The following is a 23,246-nucleotide window of genomic DNA, read 5'->3' on the forward strand; positions in this document are numbered from 1 at the left end:
TTTAATAAATTCTTATAAGAAAAAAGCCAGAAAAAGAATAATTTCTTCACATTCTTCTTCTGGCGCCATTTAGATTTGGTTAGCTAAAAGTTTAGCGAGAACACCTGAGATAAATTGTCGTGATCGATCATCTGAAAAAGTCTTAGATAATTCAATCGCTTCGTCAACCGCTACTTTGGCTGGAACTTTCTCTTCGTCAATGAAGAGCACTTCAAAAAAAGCTAAGCGTAAAATGGTTAGATCAATACTTGCTATTCTATCAAGAGTCCAAGATTGGCTGAGATATTGTTTAATCATATCATCTAACGCCAACTGATTGTCTCTTACTCCTCTAACTAAGGTTATTAGATAAGAATCTATCTCACCTGAGTATCCCTTCTCAGGATCATTACCGGCTTCTAAAGCGAATTCTACAGCATCCTCACTTTGAAACTGGTCACTAGCAATTACTAATTGATATAAACTCTGGACTGCTTTTTCTCTTAGCTGATGACGTGATAATTTTTTCATCCTATTCTCCGATTTCTTTTTCGCTATTCCTAATAGTTTTTAACTCTGAATTCATTTTTGGTTCTGTATCAATCGATTGGACATGAACATTCACTTCACTGACGATAAGATCTGTCATGTATAGAATTTGTTCTTTAACACGTTCTTGAATAGCAGCGGCTATAACTGGAACTGTTTTACCGTAAGCAATGCTTACATTAATATCAATCGAAATACGGTCTTCAATTTGACGCATTTTAGCATTAACACCTGATCCTTGAATACGCAAAAATTTTCCTGCTTCTTTTTTTTGTGATGAACTAAGTACACCATCAATTTCTGAAGCAGCTTTGGCTGCAATGTCTTCCAAGACACCCATCGTAATATTAATTTCGCCTAAGTATTGTTCGCTGAGAGATTCAAATGCGACAGTTTGTTTATTTAACATCCTTTAGCCTCCTATATAATTATTAATTCTTTGGGACTACGGTTGATTGGTATTACACGATCTGCTTGCACAATTAAATCATCTTCAATGCGAACACCACCGATACCTGGTAAGTAAATACCGGGTTCATCAGTAATTACCATGTTCGTCTCTAAAACCGCTTCAGAACGACTAGAGACTGCAGGTTCTTCATGGACATTTAAACCGACACCGTGGCCAGTAGAGTGTCCAAAGTACTCACCATAGCCTTTTTCCGTAATATAATCACGAGCTATCGCATCTACTTCCTTACCAGTCATGCCAGCTTTAGCCTCTCTGATTACGCGTTGATGTGCTTCAAGTACAATTTCATAGACTTCTTTCATTTTATCTGATATCGATCCTACCGCAATCGTACGAGTCATGTCAGACGAATAACCTTTATAGTAGCAACCAAAGTCTAGCGTCACAATATCGCCATCTTCAATCACTTTTTCACTCGCTACACCGTGAGGCATGGCAGAGCGTTCACCTGAAGCGACAATAGTATCAAAAGACATGCCTGTTGATCCTTTATCCTTAAGAAAAGCTTCTAACTCATTAGCAACCTGAATTTCAGTTACACCAGGTTTAATAAAGGTTAAGATATGTTCAAACGCTTGATCGGTAATTTCACATGCTTGTCGAATGGTCTCAAGTTCCGATTCATCTTTAATTAAGCGAATTTTTTCGATTAACCCTTGACTTGCTTTAATATCTGCTGCAAATAGATCTTTAATTTTTAGATATTGACTGACATTCATATTATCTGCTTCTATGGCTAGTATTTGAACCTTTTCTTGATCGATTAAGTTTTTAACTTCTTGATCTACTCCGTTTTGATGGATAACAACTGTTGCAGACTTAACTTGATGGCTAGCTTGAGTATTGTAACGGAAATCGGTAATAAAGAAGGCCTTATCTTGAGTTACAAATACGGCACCAGCCGAGCCGGTAAAGCCGGTTAAATATCTTATATTTAACATATTCGTTACATAGATTGCATCGAATTTTTGTTCTTTAAGTGATTGACGTAATTTGTTGATTCTATACATATGATCGCTCCTTTACTTGTTTTAACTCTAATACTAACTACTACTTCGTTTGATGAGGTCTTACCCCTTTATTAATATCTAATAAAATCGGCATAATCATCGGATTTCTCTGCGTCTTCTGATAAATAGCCGGTTCTAATTGACTGAGCAATAGATCTCGCACGCTCCGTTCATTTATATTAGCGCCTGACTCATTTAAGCCGCGGTTGATAATTGCGCGCGCCTTATTTTGAATATCATTGATCAGGTCTGCTGATTCTCGCATGTAAATAAAGCCTCGAGACATAATATCCGGTCCGGCAATCAATTGTTTAGCTTCAAAGTCAATAGTAGCTGAAACAATGATTAGTCCTTCTTCTGACAGAGCTTTACGGTCTCTCAGTACAATGTTACCAATATCACCAATACCATTACCATCGACATATACATCCTGAGCAGGAAAGCGTCCTGCTACACGAGCAGAGTCGGCAGTAAGAGCTAGAACATCGCCATTAGACATAATAAAGCAATTTTCTTTTGGAATCCCAGTCATCTGAGCTAATTCCGATTGGATTTTTAACATGCGATATTCCCCATGAACTGGCATGAAATATTTAGGCTTCATTAAACGGTGCATTAATAATTGCTCTTGCTGACCACCGTGACCAGAAGTATGAATATTATTGACCTTTCCATGAATCACTTTGGCACCTTGCTCGCTTAATTGATTGATGACACGGTTAACACTCATAGTATTTCCTGGAATAGGTGAAGAAGAGAAAATAACGGTATCATTAGGTTGAAGCGAAATTTGTCGGTGCGTACCATTAGCGATACGGCTTAAAGCTGCCATTGGCTCCCCTTGTGAACCAGTACATAGAATTAAAATCTTATTAGCAGGATATTTATTAATATCTCTTGGTTCAATGAAAATATCTGCCCCTTTGTCATCCACATAACCTAATTCTCTAGCTGTCTTAATGGAAGATTCCATCGAACGACCGAAAACAATTATCTTACGACCTGTCTCATAGGCTGTCATTACGACTTGTTGCAATCGAGACACATTGGATGCGAAAGTAGCGAAAATAACGCGTCCTTCTTCTTTTTGGATAATGTTGCGAATCGAACGGCCGACAATTTTTTCTGAATTAGTAAAGGTTGGTACTTCGGCATTTGTTGAATCACCTAGTAATAATAGGACTCCTTCTTCACCAATTCGTGCCATCTTATGTAAGTCGGCTGGTTTGCCTACCGGTGTGAAATCGAACTTATAATCTCCTGTAAAGACAATATTTCCAGGAGGTGTTTTAACTACCACACCATATGCTTCTGGAATGGAGTGAGTTGTTAGATAAAAACTAACGCTTGTTTTACGGAAACGGATCACAGAATCTTCATCAATTTCATGAATTTCTGCATCACGCAACAGTCCACGTTCTTGTAATTTATTACGAATTAAAGCTGAGGCTAACTTGCCAGCATAGATAGGCACGTTTATCTCTTTCAATAAGAATGGAATTCCACCTATATGGTCTTCGTGACCGTGAGAGATAATAACTCCCTTAATCTTATTACGATTTTGTAATAGGTATTGATAATCAGGAATGACATAGTCAATACCTAACAATTCGTCTTCTGGGAACATCACACCAGAATCCATAATGATAATTTCATCTTGAAATTGGACGCCATACATATTCTTACCAACTTCATTTAAACCGCCTAAGGCAAATACGCCTACTTCATTATTTTTAATATTTACTGACATCTTAGAACTCCACCAACTTAAAGCCTGCTTGTTCTTTTTCATATGCCAAATGCGCCTCATCTAAGGCTTGGACATATTGGATGTTGTAAGATGTATTTTGAGTCACTTTTTCAATCGCTTCTACGCGATTTTCTGCTTCAAGATAAAGGGAAAGTGTCCTTTCTCTTGTTGGAACTTGATCTTTACTTTCTTGGTACATTACTTTAAAAATCATGTAATAAAACTCCTTTATTATTTTTTATTTCAACTGGTGGGTGAGCTAAACACTCGTTGTCAATTTATTCTATCATACTTTCATATATAGGTATAGTTAGACACTGAGACGCTTATTTGAGAAAAAATATAAGCACCCTTTTAACCTTTATCTTGTATTTATCATTAGACTAATCAAAAGGGTGAGTTGATGATCGAAGAACTTTCTAAATCATTGATTAACGAGGCCATCAGTTTGTTGGCTTCCGATATTCATTTCATGCCAATAATTGATAACTATCAAATCTTCTTTCGAGTCAATGGTCAACTCCACTTCCACAAAAATGTCCCTTTAAGTCTAGGAAGAAAAATAATCGCTCATTATAAATTTTTAGCCAATATGGATGTCGGTGAAAAAAGACGGCCCCAATCAGGTGCTTGTCCGTTTAAGATCTCAGAAGAACAAACGATTGAATTAAGATTGTCCACTATTACTAACGTCAACCTCATAGAGTCCTTAGTGGTTCGAGTGATTTTTAGTAAAATTCATAATTTTCAACAAATCAACAGCTACTTTCCCAATCAAATTGACCGCATTCGGAAATTAATTAGAAGAAAATCAGGGATGATTTTAATTTCTGGCCCAGTCAATTCAGGTAAAACCACGACGATCTATCAACTTTTAAGAGAAAGAATGAATGAAGAAAAGTTACAAATTATTACTATGGAGGACCCTGTAGAAATCAAAGAAGCTTCTTTTTTACAAACGCAGGTAAATGAAAAAATAGGTATTTCTTATGACCTACTGATTAAATCATCACTCAGACATCATCCCGATATTCTTTTTATTGGAGAAATTCGGGATGAGGAGACGGCGCGTATGACTTTAAGAGGTGCATTAACCGGGCATTTGATGATTGCAACGATCCATGCTAAAGATACTTTCGGAGTGATTGCGCGTCTTAAAGAGTTAACCATTAGTGAGCAACAATTAAAACAATCTCTCATTGGTGTCATCTCACAAAGACTAGTGCCTCGCTTTTGTCCTTTTTGTAAAAGTAGTGTTCAAGTATCCTGCAATCATATTCCTAAAAAATTTCACCGAGCCGCTTTGTTCGAAATATTAGATGGCCAACAATTGAAAGAATATTTGAATCATTTTAATTTACCTTTAAACTTCTCGCCCCTTAATCACCAACTAAGAAAGGCATGGGCCTATGGATACATCACTAAAAAAGAGTATGAACACTTTGAAGTTCTTTAATAAAGAAAAATTGCTCTTTAATCAAGAGGAAAAAATATATTTTTTACAGGTTTTAGCTGAAATGCTTGATGAAGGTTTCTCAATTTATCAAAGTCTGCAATTTATGAAAATACTATTACCTAAAAGAATTTTAATTATTAATCAAATGCTGGAAAAATTAAATGTAGGACAAAGCTTTGATCAAGTTCTTTTAAATTATGGGTATTCAAACCGAATTGCCGCTCAATTATTTTTTGCTCAAAGACAAGGCCGATTTATTCAAGCGCTTTTTGAAATTGTAAACCATTTAAAAAAGATTAGAAGCTATCAAAAAAAATTAATAAAAACACTTATCTATCCCTGTTTTTTAATGCTTTTTCTCTCCTGCTTATTGTTTGCAATGAGACATTGGATGCTTCCACATATTTTATCCTTCATCGATCAAGAAATTTTAAAAACTCATTTATTAGCTCGTTATTTACTCATTCTCTTTACCTTTCTTCCACAAATTAGCATCAGCTTTTTAGCAGTCATTTTAATTATTTACTTAGCTATTGATTTTTATTTATTAAGACTCCCTGTTATTAACAGATTTCAACACTTAGTTAAGATACCTCTCTTTGGAAAGCTAATTAGGAAATATGTATCCTATCGTCTAGCTGATGAACTTTCATATTTTTACGCAGCTGGCTTTTCCATGCAAGAGACACTAGATCTTTTAATCTCATATCCCATTGATCCCTTAATCAGTGAAATAGCTGATTATCTGCAGCAACAATTTTTGGCTGGGAGCGAGTTGAGCGATTCATTAGAAAACATGGGTATTTTCACTAAAACACTTAGTTTAGTCATATATCAGGGTGAACTAACCAGTCAGACCGGTCAAAAATGTAAGCTTTATGCTAAAAAAATATTTGAGGAGGTGGTCGAAGATCTTAATAAGAAGCTCACTTTAGTGCAACCCATACTTTTTTTAATTATCGCTATTATTGTAATGGCCATGTACCTTGTTCTAATGTTGCCGATGTTAACCATGGAGATATGAAAAGGAGCTATTATGAAAGAAAGAACCATCAGAAAAGTCAAGTCTTGTCAAATATTAAAGTCTAAAAGAGCGTTCACACTTATCGAAATGCTAATTGTTCTTATTATTGTTTCACTATTAATGGCTATTATTATTCCCAATGTTTCTGGCCAAAAAGATCGTATTGACCAACAAGCAGTTGAAAATATCACAGAGATTGTTGAAACTCAAGCGGATGCCTATTATCTAGTAGAGGATACCCAAGAGCCTTTAAGCTTAGAAACTTTGGTTGCTGAAGGTTACCTCACTCAAAAGCAAGCAGACGAAGCGACTGAGAGAATTGAAGCTGAAGTCCTCAGTCAAATACTGACCCCTTAATGAAATCAAAAAATCAATCAGCCTTTACCCTAATCGAAGCTTTGTGCGTACTTTCAATTTTTAGTATATTGATGATTTTGCTAATTGCTTTACCCTATCAACAATTAAAAGCTGATTATCAGACAAAAGTTTTTAAAGACCAACTGAAGAGTCAGCTACATTTAGCTCAAGATAAAGCAATTATTGATCAAGATCCAGTTCAGATTGTCTTTAGTAAAAGAGGAGTAGTCTACTTCTGGCAAGTAGAATCCCGCAAAAATTTTAGTCAACTCAAACTCCCTAAACATTTAAATTTACTTAATTCTTTTTCTTTTTATTACTTAAGTAGTGGTCGTATTAATGATTTTGAAACTGTTTACTTTGAAAATGCAGAAGGCGATAATTTTGAGCTTGTTTTTCAACTAGGAAGTGGTCAATTTGTTTTTAAGGAGCAAAAAGGGAAGTAGTCTAATTGAAGCATTAGTAGGTTTATTGATCTTGTCTTGGATTTTGAGCTTTTATTTACCCAGTTTTAACCAAGAATTAAGGACTTTTAAACAATTAAAATCAGAAAATAATGAATGGCAATTATTTTATCAAATGGCGGACATTCAACTTTCTGATTTAGATTCAATAAAAAAAGAGACACTTATTCAATCTACAATGGAAAGTTACCAATTATTATTTTCAGTCGAGGTTGATGATTTTTCATGCGACACTAATTCCTGTCAAATAGAGTTTAAGAGAGGGAGTGCCTATCAGATTGAAATTCAAGCTATTCAAACCTTATAAACAGTCAAAATGGGCCTTCACTTTAATTGAGTGCCTTATTACACTCTCTATTGTTGCTTTAATAATGAACACTCTCATGATAAGTGTTTCACATTACCGCAAATTAGATGAAAATATGCGGCAAGATCGTTCGCTAGATTGGCAGCACTTCACACTGATGATGGAAAGTGAATTTGATCATTTTTTAATTATAGGTGTCTCTGAACAAGAAATAAATCTTTGTCTCAAAGAGGATTACTATGAACAGAGCTCAGTCATTTTAAGAAATCAAAAGATTTATCGCAGACCCGGACATCACCCTTACCTCTTTCAAGTAAAATCTTGGCATCTAAATTCCGAAAAACCTTTTATAACAATCTCCGTGGAGCTAACCAATGGTCAAATCTTCTCACATACCTTTCATACTGATTACATAAGAACGGAAGATTTTGATGAAACATAAAAAAGGGCTTATCCTACCAATGGTATTATGTTTTATGATGTTAAGCCAAGTTATATACTTAGGAGTCATTCAACTTAATGCTCTCCAAAGACAAAGAATCCACCAGTCAAATAATTATTACCAATTACAAATTCAAACTCTTTTAACAGATTTTAACCTGCGTCCTGTTCTCCAAGAGCAATGGACAAAAAGCATAGAAGAATCTATTCAAAGAGAATGCCAACTTCTACAAAAAGAAAGCTTAAATGACTTGGGCCTGTTTACAAGTGATTCCTTAATTCAAACAGTCAACTTAATCGAAGTTGATACTTTAGACATTGAGTCTTTACTTTTACTCTATAAAACGCTTATTTTTATAGAATATCCATCCAATTTTGAGTCAAGCTTTTCAATAATAGAAGCTGATGGCGAATGGTTAGCTAATGGCCAAGTGACTCTTTTTCCTAATTCTTCTAAGGAAAGCTCTTTCGATGCTAGTCAAATATTCCTCAGTTCGCAAGGCTATCGGCTAAACAAACAACTTACTAAACAAAAAGAATCGCAATGGGTAGGAACCATTGAAAAAGAGTTTCAGATTGAATTTAATTCAGGAACAAGTAAGGTTTTAAGTTCTAGGGACGAATTAATTTTCGACTCAAGGCTTTCTTCTGGTGAGTCATTCGAAAAGAAACAAGACTTACCTCAACTAAATTACCTCCTCCAATGGCATGGGAATCTTTATCAGGATTCTAAGGCCAGTTAACGAAGAAACAGCAAGCATTCTCAAATCCTCCAGAGTGCTTGCTGTTTTAATTTATCTTACTTTGAGAGCCCGATCAATATCTCGCTTAGCTTGTTGTTCTTTGAGCGCCTGTCGCTTATCATAGTGATGTTTACCACGTGCAACTCCTATTAATAGCTTAGCTCGACCCCTAACTAAATAAACCTTTAGGGGAACAATGGTCATTCCCTTCTGACGCGTTGCTTGGTCCATATCCACTATTTCCTTATGGTGTAATAATAACTTTCGATCTCTTAAAGGATCATGATTAAATAAATTACCATGGTCATAAGGACTTATATGAACATTCTTTACCCAGGCTTGGCCCCCATAGATTGAAATAAAGCCATCTTGAATATTTATTTTTCCTGCTCGAATGGATTTAATTTCTGTTCCTTTGAGGACTAAACCCGCTTCATAAGTATCAATAATCTCATAATCATGTCTGGCCTTTCGATTTTGGGCCAGTGGTTTATCGTGTACTGCTTTATTATTTGCCATAAAATCTCCTTGCTAGTGCTAGGAGTCTATTTTACATCACCTACTAGCATCTGATGGACTCCTAGTATTTCTTTTTCTTAGTTCTTTTTGCTTTCTTAAAGTTTCCCTTAGCAGAAATTTTTTTACCTGCTAAATTTTTACCCATTTTAGGATTCGCTTTATTTGATTTGTTTTGTCTGTTCGATTTATTCTTTTTCTTATTTTTTGTTGAAGATTGAATGATTTTTGGATCGATACCTTCTACTGCTTCTGCTTCAATTAGCTTAAAATCAATTTGTCGATCTTCGATACTGACATTACCAACCTCTATTTTAACCCTTTGCCCGATTCTAAAGATTTTATGTGTCCGCTCACCAATCAACAGCATGTGTTCTGGATTAAAATGATAATAGTCATCATCTAAATTTTGAATAGAGACAAGTCCTTCTACTGTATTGGGAAGCGCTACAAAAATTCCAAAAGAGGTAACCGATGAAATAGTTCCCCAGAAACTTTCTCCAACTTTATCCATCATATACTCAGCCTTCTTGAGAGCATCAGTTTCTCTTTCTGCATCAACCGCCCGGCGCTCCATTTTAGAAGCATGAGTCGCTATAGCTGGCAGTTGATCTTCTAACTTAGAAATCTCCTTATTTGAAGGATTGCCTAATAAATATTGACTAATTAGACGGTGAACAATCAAATCAGGATAACGGCGTATTGGCGAAGTGAAATGTGTATAGTCTTCTGCTGCTAAACCAAAGTGACCTGCTGCTTCATCTGAATACTTGGCTTGTTGCATCGACCTTAGCATCATAGTTGAAACAGCTTGTTCGTAATCTTCACCCTTGACCTGTTTAAGCGCCTCTTGCAAGGCCTTCGGTGCCATATCTTCAGTATTTCCCCTAAGAATGACCCCAAAACTTGAGATGAATTCCGCAAAACGGTCTATTTTATTAGAGTCTGGCTGCTCATGAATTCGATAGATAAAGGGTAGCTGCTTAGCTAAATAATCTTTGGCCACCGTTTCATTAGCAGCTAGCATAAAGGATTCAATTAAGCGCTCACTAGTAAACCTCTCACGTAAAACAATCTCTGTCGGGTGTCCTTTTTCGTCTACCAAAATCTTGGCTTCAGGCGCATCAAAATCGAGTGCTCCTCTATGTCGACGCATCTGATAGAGAATATCATGTAACTCAGCCATGTCCTCCAACATAGGAACAATTTCTTGATAATCTTGTCTTAAAGTTGGATCACCATCTAAAATAGCATTCACATCTGAATAGGTCATCCGATAGGATGAATGAATGACTGATTTGAAAATGCGATGCTTAATTACTTGCCCTTGATTATTAATCACCATCTCACAAGTTAGACTTAAGCGATCCTCATGAGGATTCAAAGAACAAATACCGTTAGACAATCTTTGCGGTAACATAGGGACCACGCGATCTGTCAAATAAACAGATGTTCCTCGCTCATAAGCTTCGCGATCAATAGCAGTGCCTGGTCTTACATAATGCGATACATCGGCAATATGGACACCTAATTGGTACTCTTTATCCGAAATTTTTTCTAAACTGATGGCATCATCTAAATCCTTGGCATCTGCTCCATCAATTGTAATGATTAATTGATCACGTAAATCCTTACGTCCTTGGATTTCTTCAGATTTAATTGTTTGCTCTACGGCTTCAGATTCTTTGACCACCTCTTTTGGAAATTCGTGCGGAATACCAAATTGGAAGAGAACGGCTAGTATATCAACACCTGGAGCGTCTTTATGGCCAATTTCTTTAGTCACAAGGCCTACCATTTCATTGGGCTTATGGCTATCTGGGTATTCAGCGATTTCTACAATACAAATAGTGTGATTAGCTGGATGAATACCATCTGGACGAATGAAAATTTTAGTCTCATCTGGAAATTCGCCTTGAGGCTTAATGTATCCTACATAGCCTGTGGTTTCACGTTCTTCTTGATTAAAACCATAAAACTCGCCAACTAACTGACTAACTTTACGGTCTATTACTTCAAGCACTTGAGCTTCCGAACCTTTGCCTGTTGTAGGATTAACATGTTTAACGATTCGAACACGGACTGTGTCTCCTTCCATGGCTCCTCCGTTTTTACCTCTAGGCACGAAGAAATCACTTTCACCTTCTTCATGAGATACAAAGCCAAAGCCTTTTTCATTCGCTCTGTATACTCCTATAACTTCTTCGTTTGAAGAAAAAGCTTTAAAATGGCCCTCAGATGTTAATTGAATTTCGCCAATTCTTTCCAAAAAGGCTAAAGCTTTAATTAATTTTTTATAATTTTTGGTTCCGCGATAATTAAAATGTTGGGAAAGCTGTTCCACCGAAAAGGAATCCTCTTTATTCCCTTGTAAAAAAACAATAATGTCTTTTTCTAGTCTAGATAAACTCAAATTTATTCTCCTCTCTCACCCTAAAAGGGTTGGGTCACTTGCTTGATGAAATCTAAAACTGATTTTTCAAAAGCCTTACGATCACGGTTTGTAGGAATGGAATGTGTATTATGTGGGAAATAATGAAAATCAATGCGTGCATTTACCAAATGATCTTGTAATAAATAAGAATCATCTGGCTCAATTAATTCATCTTGGCCTGATTGAGCGATATAAAAAGGCACCTTAACATTCACCAACTGTGAAGCGATTTCTTCTTTAATTTCTTCTAATTCTTTCATTTGTTGCCAATGGCCTGCCAATATATCATCAAACTCTTCCATAAATGTCTCTGTATCATGTCGTTGACTGGCCAAAAATTTACCTAAATGCATAAATGAGTTGGAAATATTGATCGGTTCCTCAGTCATAACCGGCGCATTAAAGATTCCTCCACCACTTCCTTGAAAATCTTTCTGAGAAATAATATCTGTAGCCATAACTCCACCTAATGAAAGACCAAAGACTAAAAGGTGCTCAAATTTTTGTCCTAGCATCCAATGATAAGCATCATTGGCTTCTTGACGCCAAATATTTGGAGAAAAATCCAAAACTGATTTGATGTCTTGTGTATCATGACCACTAAATTGTGGCACTAATACGTTATAGCCTTGGCGATTCAATAGCCTTCCTAATAGGTTCATATCACGTGTTGATCCCGTATAAGCGTGGAAGAGTAGGATCCCTACCTTCTTATCTTGACCTTCTAAATAAACCGCCTTATCAAATGGAACATTCATCACACTTTTCACTCCTAACCTCTTATTATCATTGTATCTAAACCTTGTTGGAAACTAAAGAAATTCCTCTGTTTCTAAATAAATACGCACATGTGGCCTAATGAGCCGACATGTGCGTCTATTCAAAATCTTTAACGATTATTTAGCCGATAAGTAAGCTAAAGCTAAGGCAATGACAAAGAACAGCACGCCTAAAACGGTTGTAGCACGAATTAAAAAGGCTTCAAAGCCACGTGCTTTTGATTTAACAGAGCCATCGTCTCCTCCACCTGTTAAAGTTGAAGCAGCATTACTCTTAGATGGTTGCATAATAACTAATAAAATAATCAAAATAGATACTACAATTAATGAAATCATTAAAGCGTTATACATAGTTGCCCTCCTTTATATGGACTATCTAGGAAATTATATCATACTTTCTTAAGAATGTGATAGACATCTCCGGAACTTTTAATATTAAAAGTAAAAGCCCTTAAAAACACGACCAAAGATCTTCGTTTTTGAGGGCTTATTTTAATCGCTTTAAGATTACTTTATCATTGATTATTAGACTCATTTGCCTTTGCAGCTTTACGTGCTTGTGAAAATTGACGGATTTCTTCTTTAGTCTTTTTAGCAGTTTTAGCTCTTCTTTGACGTTCGTATTGAGACCGTAACTGCCCACAAGCCGCTTCGATTTCTGTTCCGTGTTCTTTACGAACAACACTATTAACCTTGTTTTTCATTAAAATATCAAAGAATTGCGCAATATTTTCAGCCTTAGAACGCCGGAAAGAATTTTCTGCAACCGGATTATAAGGAATCAAATTAACATAAGCTAATTTCAGCATCGGTTTCAACAGATTTGCCAATTCTTTAGCATGTTGAGGTGTATCATTGACACCATCAATCATAATGTATTCGAAAGTTACCCGGCGATTGGTTTTTTCAATATATTCATAAATAGCATCAAATAATTCTTCAATGGGATATTCTCGGTTAATCTTCATAATCGAAGAACGAGTCTCATTGTTAGGGGCATGGAGGGAAACTGCTAGATTGACTTGTAAACCTTCATCAGCAAATTCACGAATTTTTGGTGCTAAGCCAGAAGTTGAGACAGTAATATGACGTGCCCCAATAGCTAGTCCCTTATCTGAATTCACAATTCTTAAGAATTTCATCACGTTATCATAGTTATCAAAAGGCTCACCTATACCCATAACCACAATATGCGAAACCTTTTCTCCTTGACCTAATTGGTCCAAGTGTCGTTGAACGTACATGATTTGAGCGACTATCTCACCTGTTTCTAGATCTCTTACTTTGGGTATCAAACCCGAAGCACAGAACTTACAGCCAATATTACAGCCAATTTGCGTTGTGACACACACTGAAATACCATAATGATGATACATTAAAACCGTCTCAATCATTGATTTATCTTGTAATTCAAACAAAAATTTAGTGGTTTTATCTTGGGCTTTCTGTACAATTTTTGCCCTTAAGGGAGAAAAAATAAATTCCTCGGATAAAGGTTCTAAAATCGTTTTGGGGATATTAGTCATCTCTTCGTAGGACGCCACATGGTGACGGTAAAGCCATTGCCAGATTTGATCTGCCCGGTATGGCTTTTCTCCTCTTTGAGCTAGCCATTCGATTAGATCGTCTAGGGTCAAACTATCTATTGATTTCACTGATAAAACTCCTCTATTTATTAAAAACTTCATGTTCAGTTTAGCACAAACAAAAGAGCCTGTCTTTATTTTATTTCCATTCTAAAGAATAGCCATTAGCCTCTAGCAAAAATTCATGAGATATTCTTACGCCTGATAAACAAGATGGCCCTGATAAATAGTTGCTAAGGTTTTACCTTTAACTTGCCAACCTACAAAGGGTGTATTGGTCGATTTAGAAGCAAATTCCTTTGGATCGATTGGATATTCATGGTCAATGTCGAAAATAGCTAGGTCAGCAATAGACCCCACAGTAAGATCGGAAGCTGGTATATTAAAGATTTTAGCTGGTTCCCATGCCATCCAATTGATTAACTGTTCTAAACTACAAATTCCTCGTTCAACAAGATAAGTATACAGCAAAGCGAAAGCAGTTTCTGATCCCACAATACCAAAAGGTGCTTTAAGCATACTCTGATTCTTTTCTTCTGCCATGTGCGGAGCGTGGTCGGTTGCTATACAATCAATCGTTCCATCTAGTAGACCTTGAATTAAGGCTGCTTGATCCGCGCGACTTCTTAATGGTGGATTCATCTTCCAATTGCCATCATCAGTTGGAATATCTTCATCACACAAGAGAAGATGGTGGGGACAAACTTCACAAGTTACTTTTACGCCCTCAGCTTTGGCAGCGCGAATAACCGCTACACTTTCTTTAGTTGAAACGTGACAGACATGGTAGTGGCAGTTTGCCTCTTTAGCCAAAATACAATCTCTGGCAATCTGACTGGATTCAGTCGCAGAGTATATTCCTGGTAAACCTAACTTTTCACTTACCTTCCCCTTATGCATGACCCCTCCAAAAAGCAAAGAATTATCTTCAGTATGGGCCACAATTGGTCGGTCTAATTGCTCAGCCATTTGCATAGCTTGAAGCATTAAACCAGCTGTTTGAACGCCCTTGCCATCATTGGTAAAGGCAACAGCTCCTTCTTGTGTTAAAGCAGGAAAATCAACCAATTCTTTTTCGGAAGTAATTTCTAGTGAAATCGGTGCATACTGATGTACTTTGATGCAAGCTTCTTGCTCGTTTAATTGCATCAAAGCTGTAAAATCTGCTAGATTATCTGGAACTGGATTTAGATTTGGCATTGCACAAACTTGTGTATAACCGCCTCGAGCCGCTGCTTTTGAGCCGGTTTCAATGGTTTCTTTTCCTTCGAAACCAGGCTGACGAAAATGAACATGCAAATCAATTAGCCCCGGAGTAATTAAACCGTTTTGACCATCAAAAATTTTAAGCTCTTCATGAGATAATTCATTCAACAGATCTAGACCAATCGCGTTAATCTTTTGGTCTTTAATTAAAAGCTCTACTGCTTGAAATCCACCTTGACGATTTAGCATTCGCACATTCTTAATTAATAACATCTTTTCCCCCCTACTTTCCGTTCATAACTGCTTCAATAATTGACATACGCATAAATACACCATTTTTCATTTGTTCAGCTATTACAGATCTTTCTGACATGACTAATTCATCAGCAATTTCTACCCCTCGATTGACCGGTGCAGGGTGCATAATAATTGCATGGTCTTGCATGCGACTGGCTCTTTCGGTATTTAAACCGTATAAACGATGATAGGTTTCCGCTTCGAAACTATCTGGCTGGTCATGGCGTTCTAATTGAACTCTTAAGAGCATTAAGACATCGACTTCTCCAATCAATTCATCAATGGGTAGATAGCTTCCGAAATGATCAAAGGTTTCATCATACCACTCTTCTGGTCCTGAAAAATATAGTTCAGCTCCTAAACGAGATAAAATTTCAGCGTTAGAATGAGCAACACGAGAGTGACTGAGGTCTCCTACGATTGCTATTTTCAAACCAATAAAACGTTGGAATTTTTCATAAATGGTCATCAAGTCGAGCATACACTGTGTAGGATGCTGAGAGGCCCCATCCCCACCATTAATAATTGACAAATTCAAGTGCGGTGATTTCATCAACGGCTCGAAGTAATTTTCTTCGCGAGTACGTACCACAACTGTATCTACCCCTAAAGATTCTAGTGTAATTAAAGTGTCTAAGAGGGTTTCTCCTTTGGAAAGTGAAGATGTTTTAGCATCAAAAGCAATAACCGGCATACCTAACTTTTTCTCAGCCATTTCAAAAGAAAGGTGCGTTCTTGTCGAATTTTCCAAAAAAACATTACAAACAAAGTGTCCTGGATACTGTGGTAATAGTGAGCGATCAAGGTTTTTAAATTCGATGGCTCGATGAATTAGTTTCATTACCATACCTGAATTTAGTTTCTTGGTTGATTCAAAATGCTTAAAAACTAAGTTGTGATTACTCATTATTTTATCCCTCCATGTACTGTAATTTACCGCGGTAATCTTCTATTTTTTGATAGCCATAAGATGTCATTTCAGCCTTTAATTCTTGATTCAATCGCTCAAAAATTTGTGGTCCTTCTTCCATCAAAGCTGTTCCTACTTGAACCATTGAAGCTCCACAAAGAATGTGTTCAAAAGCATCACGCCCACTTGCAACGCCCCCTGTACCAATAATGGCTATGGAGTCATTTAGACGCTGGTAGAAGGCATGTACATTAGCCAGAGCCGTTGCTTTAATTGCGGCTCCTCCAATCCCTCCAAAGCCTTGCTTTGGTTTGATTGCAACAGTTTGATCTTGAATCCACAAACCATTACCAATTGAATTGACTGAATTGACAAAAGAAAGCGGAAATTGATTCAAGATTGCGGCCACTTGATCAAAGTGAACCAGATCAAAATAAGGAGGTAATTTTACTCCTAGTGGTTTGTTTACAAAACTAAACACTTCTATCAAAATCTCGTGCATGAGTTCAAAATCATAGGCTGTCTGGGGTTTGCCGACTACATTTGGGCAGGACAGGTTTAATTCGATCAAGCCATTGAATGAAGCATCTTGTACTTTATGCAAAACTTGGTAGATTTCCTCTTTAGAAAGGCCCGTTACCGACAAGAAAAGATCTGAACGATCTAACTCAGAAAGATAGTCTAGATAATAATCAATCCCTAAATTCGGTAAGCCCATCGAATTGATTGAACCGTGAAGATTCCCCACATAGCGTGGCTCAGGATTGCCCTTTCTCGCTTGACTAGTAGCTGTTTTGGTAACAAAAGTAGCAGCTTGAGAGTCTAAAATTTCATTTAGCTCTTCTCTTGTTTGGCAATGAACCCCGGCGGCATTCATTAAACAGGATTTAAAATGTTGATTGGCAATTTGGGTCGTAAGCGTCATTTCATACTTCCTTTCATAAGTTGAATTCGCTTAGTTTTAACCAAAAAAGAGGTCAGTAACGAAAAACCGTTACTGACCTCTTGCGCACATAAAAGGATATCCCATTAGAGAGAGTTTCTCCAATGAACTATTCAAATAAATCTTTCATGTATCTCGTACACGGTTAAAGACTAATAAAATTTTTCCTTATTATAGCCCGACCATTCAAAAAAATCAAGACTTTATTAAAAATAATCGACTCTTTTGTGTGTTAAACGTAAATGATAATGTCTCAAGAGAACACAAATCAAAATGTCCCATTTCTGAGTTATACTTCTTTCAGGGGTAGTTAGATGAAAGTTTGATTAACAATGTTCGAGCAAAGAAAATATGCTGTCATTCAATCGGTTGCACAGGGCCGAAAATCAAAAGCCAAAGACCAAGTGGAGCTCGGTTTATCGCGTCGCTCAATAAACGACGATTAACTGTCTATAAAACTTATGTTAAATTAGGCTTTCAACATGGAAATGTTAATCACTCCCCAATTAATAAAATAAGTCAAACAATTGAAAAAAGATTATCCATTTGTACCAAACTGTCTATGAAGGGTTCAATTTTAAACACTTCTGTGAAAAATTAAAGGCGTGTGAACAGATTCAAATTTTCGAATCGACTCTTCCAAATATCATGAAAAACATCAGACAGTGTCTCCTAAAGCGCGAAGACAAACACGTCGTCAGCCAAGACAAGCTCTCGAACAAAAAATTGAAGCCAAAGGAACACTCTCTCAACGGGATAAGGCGCTCTCTCAAACGGTAATTACTCTTTCTCCTGAAAAGGCTCACCTGGTATGTCTACGTAAAAAATATGCTGGCGATCCCCTTCAAATGGATGCTTCACAACACCAGTGGTTTGAAGGAGATACTTCCTATTATCATCTTCACACTACTATTGATGACGCGATGGGAAGGGGTGTTGGAGCTTCGTTTGATACGCAAGAAACCCTCAATGGCTATTCTGAAGTTACTCAACAATTTCTTACAAAATATGGCATACCTTATGAAATTTTGACAGATAATCGATCGATTTTTGATCAAAGAGGGACACAACGCAAAGAGGCCTCTTTGTCCGAAGCTATCGAACAAAAGGCCTCCACTCAATTTGGATATGCGTGTCAGACGCATGGTATTCAATTAAGTTCCACTTCAATTCTGCAAACCAAAGGACCTATTGAGCGACTCTTCGGTATGTTTCAAGACCGTCTTTTCAATGAGATGAAGCTTGCAAATATCCAAACCATTCAAGAAGCCAATTGCTATCTCCCATCCATTTAGAGACGTTTAATAATCAAATTGCCCTCTCAATTAAGCCTAGCATAACCGCCTTTGAAAGACTAGCTAAGGGTATGAATTTAGATCCTATTCTCGCACGCTTTAATTGGTGTCGTATTCAAGCTAAGCATGCCATTCAGTATCAAAAGCATCGTTATCGTCTCATTGATCAGCAAGCTAAGCCCGTCTATTTGAATAAAAAGACAAAAGTGTTGGTGATTGAAAGCCGTAAACAAGAATTGTTTGCCTCTTACAAAGATCAACTCTATGCATTGGAAGAAATTCATCGGCATAAGTCGGTCAGTGAAAATCTATAAGAGCAAGCGATAATTGAACAAGCTAAACCTTCTATCCCACCTCTGTCTCATCCGTAGAAAGCAGCTTCCTATCAACCGTATTTATATAAAATGAAGACAAGAAGAGGCAACCAAGCAAAGCCCGGTAGGACTTTCGATCAATTCTTACTTGTACCCAAATTAATCAAATTTCGGGACATAATCGCTTGGGGTTGACAGTCTTTCTTCAAGAAAAATAATCTAATCTTTCATTTTATAGTGATTAGATGTAAAATTTAATATTGAACTTATCTATTTAGTAACTAAAGGAAGGTGATCTTTTGAAATATTTAATTTCTTATCAACAATCAAAATCTTTATTAAACCCACTTTGGATAGATGTCAGAAGTCCTAAGGAATTTGCTCAAGGCCACCTTCCAAATGCTATCAATCTTCCTGTTATGGATGATTCAACCCGCCATGAGGTTGGAACACTTTATAGCCAAGGACAGATTGACCAGGCTAAACAAGTTGGTATTAATTTTATGAGTGGTATTTTACCGACCTTTTTTCAGCATATTATAACAGCTAGTCATGGCCATACATTAATTTTCTATTGTAAAAGTGGTGGCTTTCGCTCTTCTTCAATTGTTGGTTTATTAGATGGACTCGGTTTGACTGTCTATCAATTAGCTGGAGGGTACCAAGCTTATCGCCAACGTGTATTAGCTCAACTCGAAGTACTACCTCATCACTTTCAATTCGTATCTTTAGACGGTATGACTGGAACGGGCAAAACCTTGATTTTAAAACACATCGAAGCAATGGGTGGCCAAGTATTAGACTTAGAAGGTTTAGCGAATCATAGAGGGTCGCATTTTGGTCAGATTGGATTGGGTCAACAACCTAGCCAAGCTAATTACGAGGCAGCCCTAATTAACAAACTTGAATCATTCCAACCAGGCATTGTTTTTATCGAAGGAGAAAGTGCTAGCATTGGTAAGGTGCACACCCCCCACACCCTTTATCAAGCATATAAACAATCCCCCCATCAAGTCTACATTGATTCACCAATAGATTTACGAATTGAACGAATCGAAGATGAATATATTAATGCTTCTGATCAAAAAAATTTAGCAGAGATTAAAGAAAGCTTGAACAGAATGGATAAGATGAACCCGCAACGCAAGGCTATGCATATAGAATCCCTTAATCAAGGTGACTATGCATCCGTCATTAAAGATCTCATCCTTTCATACTATGATCAACACTACACACTTAAAAATAAAAATTTTGAATATCAGATCATTAATTATTCTTCGCTGGATACTGCGCGTGCTTTAATCGACCTTTACGACGTTTTATAGTGAAAAAGCAGCGACCTTTTTGTCGCTGCTTTTGTTTTAGTCTACTTCCATATTAAAGCAAACTCAATTGCTATTTGAGCAATGAAAGCTTTAGAGTCCAAGGCCACATGATCGGATAAGGAACGGCTGTCCCAAGCTTCTTCACTCAAATGATCGGCAGCATAAAAGAAGTGACACACTTCAACTGATCGCAATTGAGCCCAGGCGACTACGGCTGAACATTCCATATCGACACAGATACAGCCTTGCTCTTTTCGTTTTTTATACCGATCAATTGTTTCTCTGAAAATAGCATCCGTTGTCCAGGCCTTACCAATACGCGATGAAACCCCTTTTTGATTGAGGTATGATTGAAAATCTTCTAAGCTCCTTTTATTTACATCCAATTCATAGCTTGGTTTAAGATAGTGGAAAGAGGTTCCTTCATCTCGCACCGCTCGATTTGGAATAATAATTGATACCTCTTCAATACTAGAGTCTAGCACACCACAGGTTCCAAATAAAACGAGGCGTTTCATCCCCATTGCCCATAGGTGCTCCAGGACGCCTACACAAGCCGGACTTCCTACTTGAGAATTGAAAGCAGCAATCGTTTGTTTTCCAATTTGTAGCCGATAAATGGGAATCTCGCCCTGAGCAGTAGAAGTGGAAGCAATCGCTTCATGTGGATAATCACTGATCATTCTTTGGAAAGTTAAGCAGGAAAAGCAAGAAACTACTGTGTCTGGAAAATTTACTACTTTCTCTGTGACTTCTTTAGGGTTAATAATGGCTTGGGGATTATGATCCCATTCATGTAAAGGTAAGTGGCTATTCATATCCTTCCTCTCATTTTTTTCTATCCTACTAAATACTCTAGTTGTTAACAAGAGAAAGACAATTTTTATTATGCTTAGTGAGGGAAGATAATAATTACTACCTTTCATGATTCTTACATGATCCATCAATAATGCCTTAAGATACGTTGATTAATATCTGAACTTGAGGGTCACTCCTTCATTAAAAATGCGATGTCCAGTAAAATAGTCCGCTTCTCGAACTAATGAATTTTAATTTTTCCCACTCTTCAACTTGTCTTTGAGAATGTTTTAATTCATAAACTTGCAGTTGTTTCATACTTAAGAAATCTTGATAAGCAAACTGTTTTTTGTCAAAACATTCATTAGTACGGACAAAGCTGTGCCATGACTAGCAACAATGATACTAGCTTGTGATTGCTCTGTTATTTCCTTAAAACAAGATACGACTCGATGAGATACTTCATGTAATGACTCACTATTCGACAACTTATAATTAAAATTATCCCATTGGTTTTGCGCAATTGTAGAAAACTCTTCCCCCTTCCCCAATCCTACGCTCTCGTAAATCTTTCTGCTAAATAAATTTTAAATTTAATCGTTCAGCTGTAGGTTCAATGGTTTGTTTGACATGAAGATATGGACTCGCATAAATAGCACTGATTTCTTTATCTTCAAAAAATTGCCAACTCCTCAATCAATTTTTTCTTCAACCGTTAAAGGCACTTATCCGTTTTTAACAGTAAGGTCTCGCATTGAATGTCTAATTAAATAGAACCTCCTCAGATTTCATTAATCCTTTCGATTTAACCAATTCATTAAAACATTAATGTATTTTTCCGTTTCATCAATGTAACACATATGTCGACTATACTGGAACAACTCCCATTCAGCATTGGGTAGATTATCATACAAAGTTTTAGCAATGTATGGAGAAGAAAGATCCATAGCCCCACTGATCACTAAGGATGGTTGTACGATTTCCCTTAAGTGCTCCGTATATTCAAAGCCAGACAAAGTCCCAGTCGGCGTAAATTCATTAGGCCCCCAACCCACTAGATAAGCTTCTGAACCAGCTGCCTTTTCTCTTTTTAGGCAAGCAGGTGAATCTTCAGTGACTGGACCACAACAATATCTTTCCATAAAGACATTAAGTGCTTCAAGGTATTCCGGTGATTGGTAATTGCCGCTTTCTTCAGCCATTAATATCGCTTGACGATAGACTTCTGGCATTAGATTCACTCGGCGCATCCCTTCTTGGCGCCAAAGCTTGGCGGATGAAAGCGTTGATGAAAAGATATAAGATTTTATCCCCTCTGGTTGTTCTTCAATCTGATATATTTGCTGCAGCATCCCACCCCAAGATTGTCCTAAAATATGAACTTGGTCTAATTTTAAATAATTTCTTAAAGCAATTAATTCTTCTTTCCATACCTGTGCGGTAAATAATTCAGGATGCCCTTCAACCATCGATAAACCACAACCAATTTGATCATACATAACCAATGGGCGATCATCCAATTCAGCAAGTGGGTCTAAAACTTCCAAGTAATTGTGAGTAGATCCCGGCCCCCCATGGAGTAAGAGTAGAGGGGGTTTGCTACCTGCTTGATTTACAACGCGGTAATAGGTTTCATGCCCTTTGAAAGGCATCTTTCCTTCAATAATCTTCATAATCTTGCCTCCATTTATTGTTCTCTTTCTATTATTACCTAAATAAACTGTCCCTGCCACTTTCGTTTCACTCTTTTTAGCGCAAGGTTAATAAATGATGATAAAATAATAATAATAATAATAATAATAATTCGTTTAGGGGGATATAAAATGGATAAGATTGAGCATTTTATCGAAATGGAAACAAACTATTTAGCCGTTGACCAATCTGTTAATCAATTAATGGAACAACTCGATGCGTTCCAAGGCCAAATCGAAAAAATAGCAAAACTCATCGATTATTATGGTAGTCAAGAATGGTATGAGCATCTTGAAATGGAAAAAAGAGAATTGTTACCGAGTGATTCTACACGAGCTATTCTCGGCGAAGATTATGCTTATGAAACATTGGGAAATCTCAGACAATGCGCGCTTCAAATGTTAGAAATCAGTACGGAGATTTTTAAAATTTATTAAACTCTTAAAGCACAAACAAAAAAACCCACCAACAAAGCTGGTGGGTCTAAATTATATTATAGTTTTACAATATTTGCAGCTTGGTCGCCACGATCGCCTGAAACAATATCGTAAGACACTGCTTGGCCTTCATCTAATGTTTTGAAGCCGTCTCCAGAAATA

28 protein-coding genes and 1 pseudogene are annotated in these 23,246 nt (G+C 36.9%); 12 read left to right on the top strand and 17 right to left on the bottom strand.

The genetic code is table 11. The features are described 5' to 3' along the window. Positions 1-69 precede the first annotated feature (69 nt). Genes nusB through ACQV2S_RS05975 form a run of 5 tightly spaced genes read right to left on the bottom strand, consistent with a single transcriptional unit; the run spans position 70 to position 3,974 of the window. Positions 70-510 carry a transcription antitermination factor NusB gene (nusB, locus tag ACQV2S_RS05955; RefSeq protein ID WP_428874282.1) on the bottom strand — a complete coding sequence of 147 codons (441 nt, stop codon included), beginning with the start codon at positions 508-510 and terminating at the stop codon, positions 70-72. A 1-nt stretch (position 511) separates the two neighbouring features. Then, entirely contained in the window at positions 512-937 is a 426-nt protein-coding gene (locus tag ACQV2S_RS05960; protein WP_428875302.1) for an Asp23/Gls24 family envelope stress response protein, read from the bottom strand. An 11-nt stretch (positions 938-948) separates the two neighbouring features. Then, complete coding sequence (locus tag ACQV2S_RS05965) at positions 949-2,010, bottom strand: M24 family metallopeptidase (RefSeq protein ID WP_428885190.1); 1,062 nt, start codon at positions 2,008-2,010, stop codon at positions 949-951. A 40-nt stretch (positions 2,011-2,050) separates the two neighbouring features. Then, complete coding sequence (gene rnjA / locus ACQV2S_RS05970; RefSeq protein WP_428874279.1) at positions 2,051-3,760, bottom strand: ribonuclease J1; 1,710 nt, start codon at positions 3,758-3,760, stop codon at positions 2,051-2,053. A 1-nt stretch (position 3,761) separates the two neighbouring features. Then, positions 3,762-3,974, bottom strand: coding sequence for a DNA-directed RNA polymerase subunit epsilon (locus ACQV2S_RS05975; RefSeq protein WP_428874278.1), 213 nt, complete (start codon positions 3,972-3,974; stop codon positions 3,762-3,764). 189 nt (positions 3,975-4,163) lie between these two features. Between ACQV2S_RS05975 and comGA the strand changes: the two genes are divergently transcribed. From comGA to ACQV2S_RS06015, 8 genes and pseudogenes are all read left to right on the top strand, one after another. After that, entirely contained in the window at positions 4,164-5,216 is a 1,053-nt protein-coding gene (gene comGA, locus ACQV2S_RS05980; RefSeq protein WP_428874277.1) for a competence type IV pilus ATPase ComGA, read from the top strand. Next, positions 5,194-6,240, top strand: coding sequence for a competence type IV pilus assembly protein ComGB (gene comGB / locus ACQV2S_RS05985; RefSeq protein ID WP_428885208.1), 1,047 nt, complete (start codon positions 5,194-5,196; stop codon positions 6,238-6,240). Before comGA ends, comGB begins: the two co-directional genes overlap by 23 nt. 12 nt (positions 6,241-6,252) lie before the next feature. Then, positions 6,253-6,597 carry a competence type IV pilus major pilin ComGC gene (gene comGC / locus ACQV2S_RS05990; RefSeq protein ID WP_428874273.1) on the top strand — a complete coding sequence of 115 codons (345 nt, stop codon included), beginning with the start codon at positions 6,253-6,255 and terminating at the stop codon, positions 6,595-6,597. Then, positions 6,597-7,043: a competence type IV pilus minor pilin ComGD gene (gene comGD / locus ACQV2S_RS05995; RefSeq protein ID WP_428875304.1), complete on the top strand. Its 447-nt coding sequence runs from the start codon at positions 6,597-6,599 to the stop codon at positions 7,041-7,043. Before comGC ends, comGD begins: the two co-directional genes overlap by 1 nt. 31 nt (positions 7,044-7,074) lie before the next feature. Beyond that, a complete protein-coding gene (locus ACQV2S_RS06000) occupies positions 7,075-7,368 on the top strand; it encodes a hypothetical protein (protein ID WP_428885192.1) in 294 nt (97 codons plus the stop codon). Next, positions 7,328-7,435: pseudogene (locus ACQV2S_RS06005) on the top strand (prepilin-type N-terminal cleavage/methylation domain-containing protein); the annotation flags it as partial. The gene ACQV2S_RS06000 and the pseudogene ACQV2S_RS06005, both read left to right, overlap by 41 nt. A 9-nt stretch (positions 7,436-7,444) precedes the next feature. Continuing rightward, positions 7,445-7,810 carry a competence type IV pilus minor pilin ComGF gene (locus ACQV2S_RS06010; protein WP_428874297.1) on the top strand — a complete coding sequence of 122 codons (366 nt, stop codon included), beginning with the start codon at positions 7,445-7,447 and terminating at the stop codon, positions 7,808-7,810. Next, positions 7,800-8,552 carry a hypothetical protein gene (locus ACQV2S_RS06015; protein ID WP_428885194.1) on the top strand — a complete coding sequence of 251 codons (753 nt, stop codon included), beginning with the start codon at positions 7,800-7,802 and terminating at the stop codon, positions 8,550-8,552. The genes ACQV2S_RS06010 and ACQV2S_RS06015 overlap by 11 nt, the downstream gene beginning before the upstream one ends. Before the next feature lie 51 nt (positions 8,553-8,603). On the opposite strand, the gene smpB is transcribed toward ACQV2S_RS06015, so the two are convergent. The 8 genes from smpB to ACQV2S_RS06055 all read right to left on the bottom strand — a co-directional run bounded on the left by smpB (position 8,604) and on the right by ACQV2S_RS06055 (position 17,205). Then, on the bottom strand, positions 8,604-9,071 hold the full coding sequence (gene smpB / locus ACQV2S_RS06020; protein ID WP_428874269.1) for an SsrA-binding protein SmpB: 468 nt from the start codon (positions 9,069-9,071) through the stop codon (positions 8,604-8,606). Positions 9,072-9,132: 61 nt separating this feature from the next. Continuing rightward, positions 9,133-11,481, bottom strand: a complete 2,349-nt coding sequence (gene rnr, locus ACQV2S_RS06025; RefSeq protein ID WP_428885196.1) for a ribonuclease R — start codon at positions 11,479-11,481, stop codon at positions 9,133-9,135. 20 nt (positions 11,482-11,501) lie between these two features. Next, positions 11,502-12,272 carry an alpha/beta hydrolase gene (locus ACQV2S_RS06030; RefSeq protein WP_428876150.1) on the bottom strand — a complete coding sequence of 257 codons (771 nt, stop codon included), beginning with the start codon at positions 12,270-12,272 and terminating at the stop codon, positions 11,502-11,504. Positions 12,273-12,398: 126 nt separating this feature from the next. Continuing rightward, on the bottom strand, positions 12,399-12,632 hold the full coding sequence (gene secG / locus ACQV2S_RS06035; RefSeq protein WP_090290184.1) for a preprotein translocase subunit SecG: 234 nt from the start codon (positions 12,630-12,632) through the stop codon (positions 12,399-12,401). 164 nt (positions 12,633-12,796) lie between these two features. Continuing rightward, on the bottom strand, positions 12,797-13,936 hold the full coding sequence (gene rlmN, locus ACQV2S_RS06040) for a 23S rRNA (adenine(2503)-C(2))-methyltransferase RlmN (protein ID WP_428885198.1): 1,140 nt from the start codon (positions 13,934-13,936) through the stop codon (positions 12,797-12,799). 126 nt (positions 13,937-14,062) lie between these two features. Then, complete coding sequence (locus ACQV2S_RS06045; protein ID WP_428885200.1) at positions 14,063-15,346, bottom strand: dihydroorotase; 1,284 nt, start codon at positions 15,344-15,346, stop codon at positions 14,063-14,065. A gap of 10 nt (positions 15,347-15,356) precedes the next feature. Then, on the bottom strand, positions 15,357-16,277 hold the full coding sequence (locus ACQV2S_RS06050; RefSeq protein ID WP_428874264.1) for an aspartate carbamoyltransferase catalytic subunit: 921 nt from the start codon (positions 16,275-16,277) through the stop codon (positions 15,357-15,359). 4 nt (positions 16,278-16,281) lie between these two features. Then, positions 16,282-17,205, bottom strand: a complete 924-nt coding sequence (locus ACQV2S_RS06055) for a dihydroorotate oxidase (protein ID WP_428885202.1) — start codon at positions 17,203-17,205, stop codon at positions 16,282-16,284. A 683-nt stretch (positions 17,206-17,888) separates the two neighbouring features. Here ACQV2S_RS06055 and ACQV2S_RS06060 point away from each other — a divergent pair. The 3 genes from ACQV2S_RS06060 (at position 17,889) to mnmH (ending at position 20,157) form a co-directional block, all read left to right on the top strand. Further along, positions 17,889-18,518 carry a hypothetical protein gene (locus ACQV2S_RS06060; RefSeq protein ID WP_428885204.1) on the top strand — a complete coding sequence of 210 codons (630 nt, stop codon included), beginning with the start codon at positions 17,889-17,891 and terminating at the stop codon, positions 18,516-18,518. Then, positions 18,497-18,832, top strand: a complete 336-nt coding sequence (locus ACQV2S_RS06065; protein ID WP_428874589.1) for a hypothetical protein — start codon at positions 18,497-18,499, stop codon at positions 18,830-18,832. The genes ACQV2S_RS06060 and ACQV2S_RS06065 overlap by 22 nt, the downstream gene beginning before the upstream one ends. Before the next feature lie 299 nt (positions 18,833-19,131). Continuing rightward, positions 19,132-20,157 carry a tRNA 2-selenouridine(34) synthase MnmH gene (mnmH, locus tag ACQV2S_RS06070; protein WP_428874591.1) on the top strand — a complete coding sequence of 342 codons (1,026 nt, stop codon included), beginning with the start codon at positions 19,132-19,134 and terminating at the stop codon, positions 20,155-20,157. A gap of 41 nt (positions 20,158-20,198) precedes the next feature. Here the strand turns inward: mnmH and ACQV2S_RS06075 are convergent, their stop codons facing one another. The 3 genes from ACQV2S_RS06075 to pepI form a co-directional block, all read right to left on the bottom strand. Beyond that, on the bottom strand, positions 20,199-20,975 hold the full coding sequence (locus tag ACQV2S_RS06075) for a nucleoside phosphorylase (RefSeq protein WP_428885206.1): 777 nt from the start codon (positions 20,973-20,975) through the stop codon (positions 20,199-20,201). 300 nt (positions 20,976-21,275) lie between these two features. After that, positions 21,276-21,506, bottom strand: coding sequence for a histidine phosphatase family protein (locus ACQV2S_RS06080; protein WP_428875556.1), 231 nt, complete (start codon positions 21,504-21,506; stop codon positions 21,276-21,278). 240 nt (positions 21,507-21,746) lie between these two features. Then, positions 21,747-22,628, bottom strand: a complete 882-nt coding sequence (pepI, locus tag ACQV2S_RS06085) for a proline iminopeptidase (RefSeq protein WP_428875557.1) — start codon at positions 22,626-22,628, stop codon at positions 21,747-21,749. Between the two features lie 150 nt (positions 22,629-22,778). Between pepI and ACQV2S_RS06090 the strand changes: the two genes are divergently transcribed. After that, a complete protein-coding gene (locus tag ACQV2S_RS06090; protein WP_428875559.1) occupies positions 22,779-23,084 on the top strand; it encodes a DUF4298 domain-containing protein in 306 nt (101 codons plus the stop codon). 56 nt (positions 23,085-23,140) lie between these two features. Here ACQV2S_RS06090 and ACQV2S_RS06095 read toward each other — a convergent pair. Further along, the coding region (locus tag ACQV2S_RS06095) for a cold shock domain-containing protein (RefSeq protein WP_428885210.1) at positions 23,141-23,246 on the bottom strand (106 nt) is incomplete at its 5' end.

It is taken from the genome of Facklamia sp. P13064 (assembly GCF_050409425.1).
GTDB lineage: Bacteria > Bacillota > Bacilli > Lactobacillales > Aerococcaceae > Facklamia.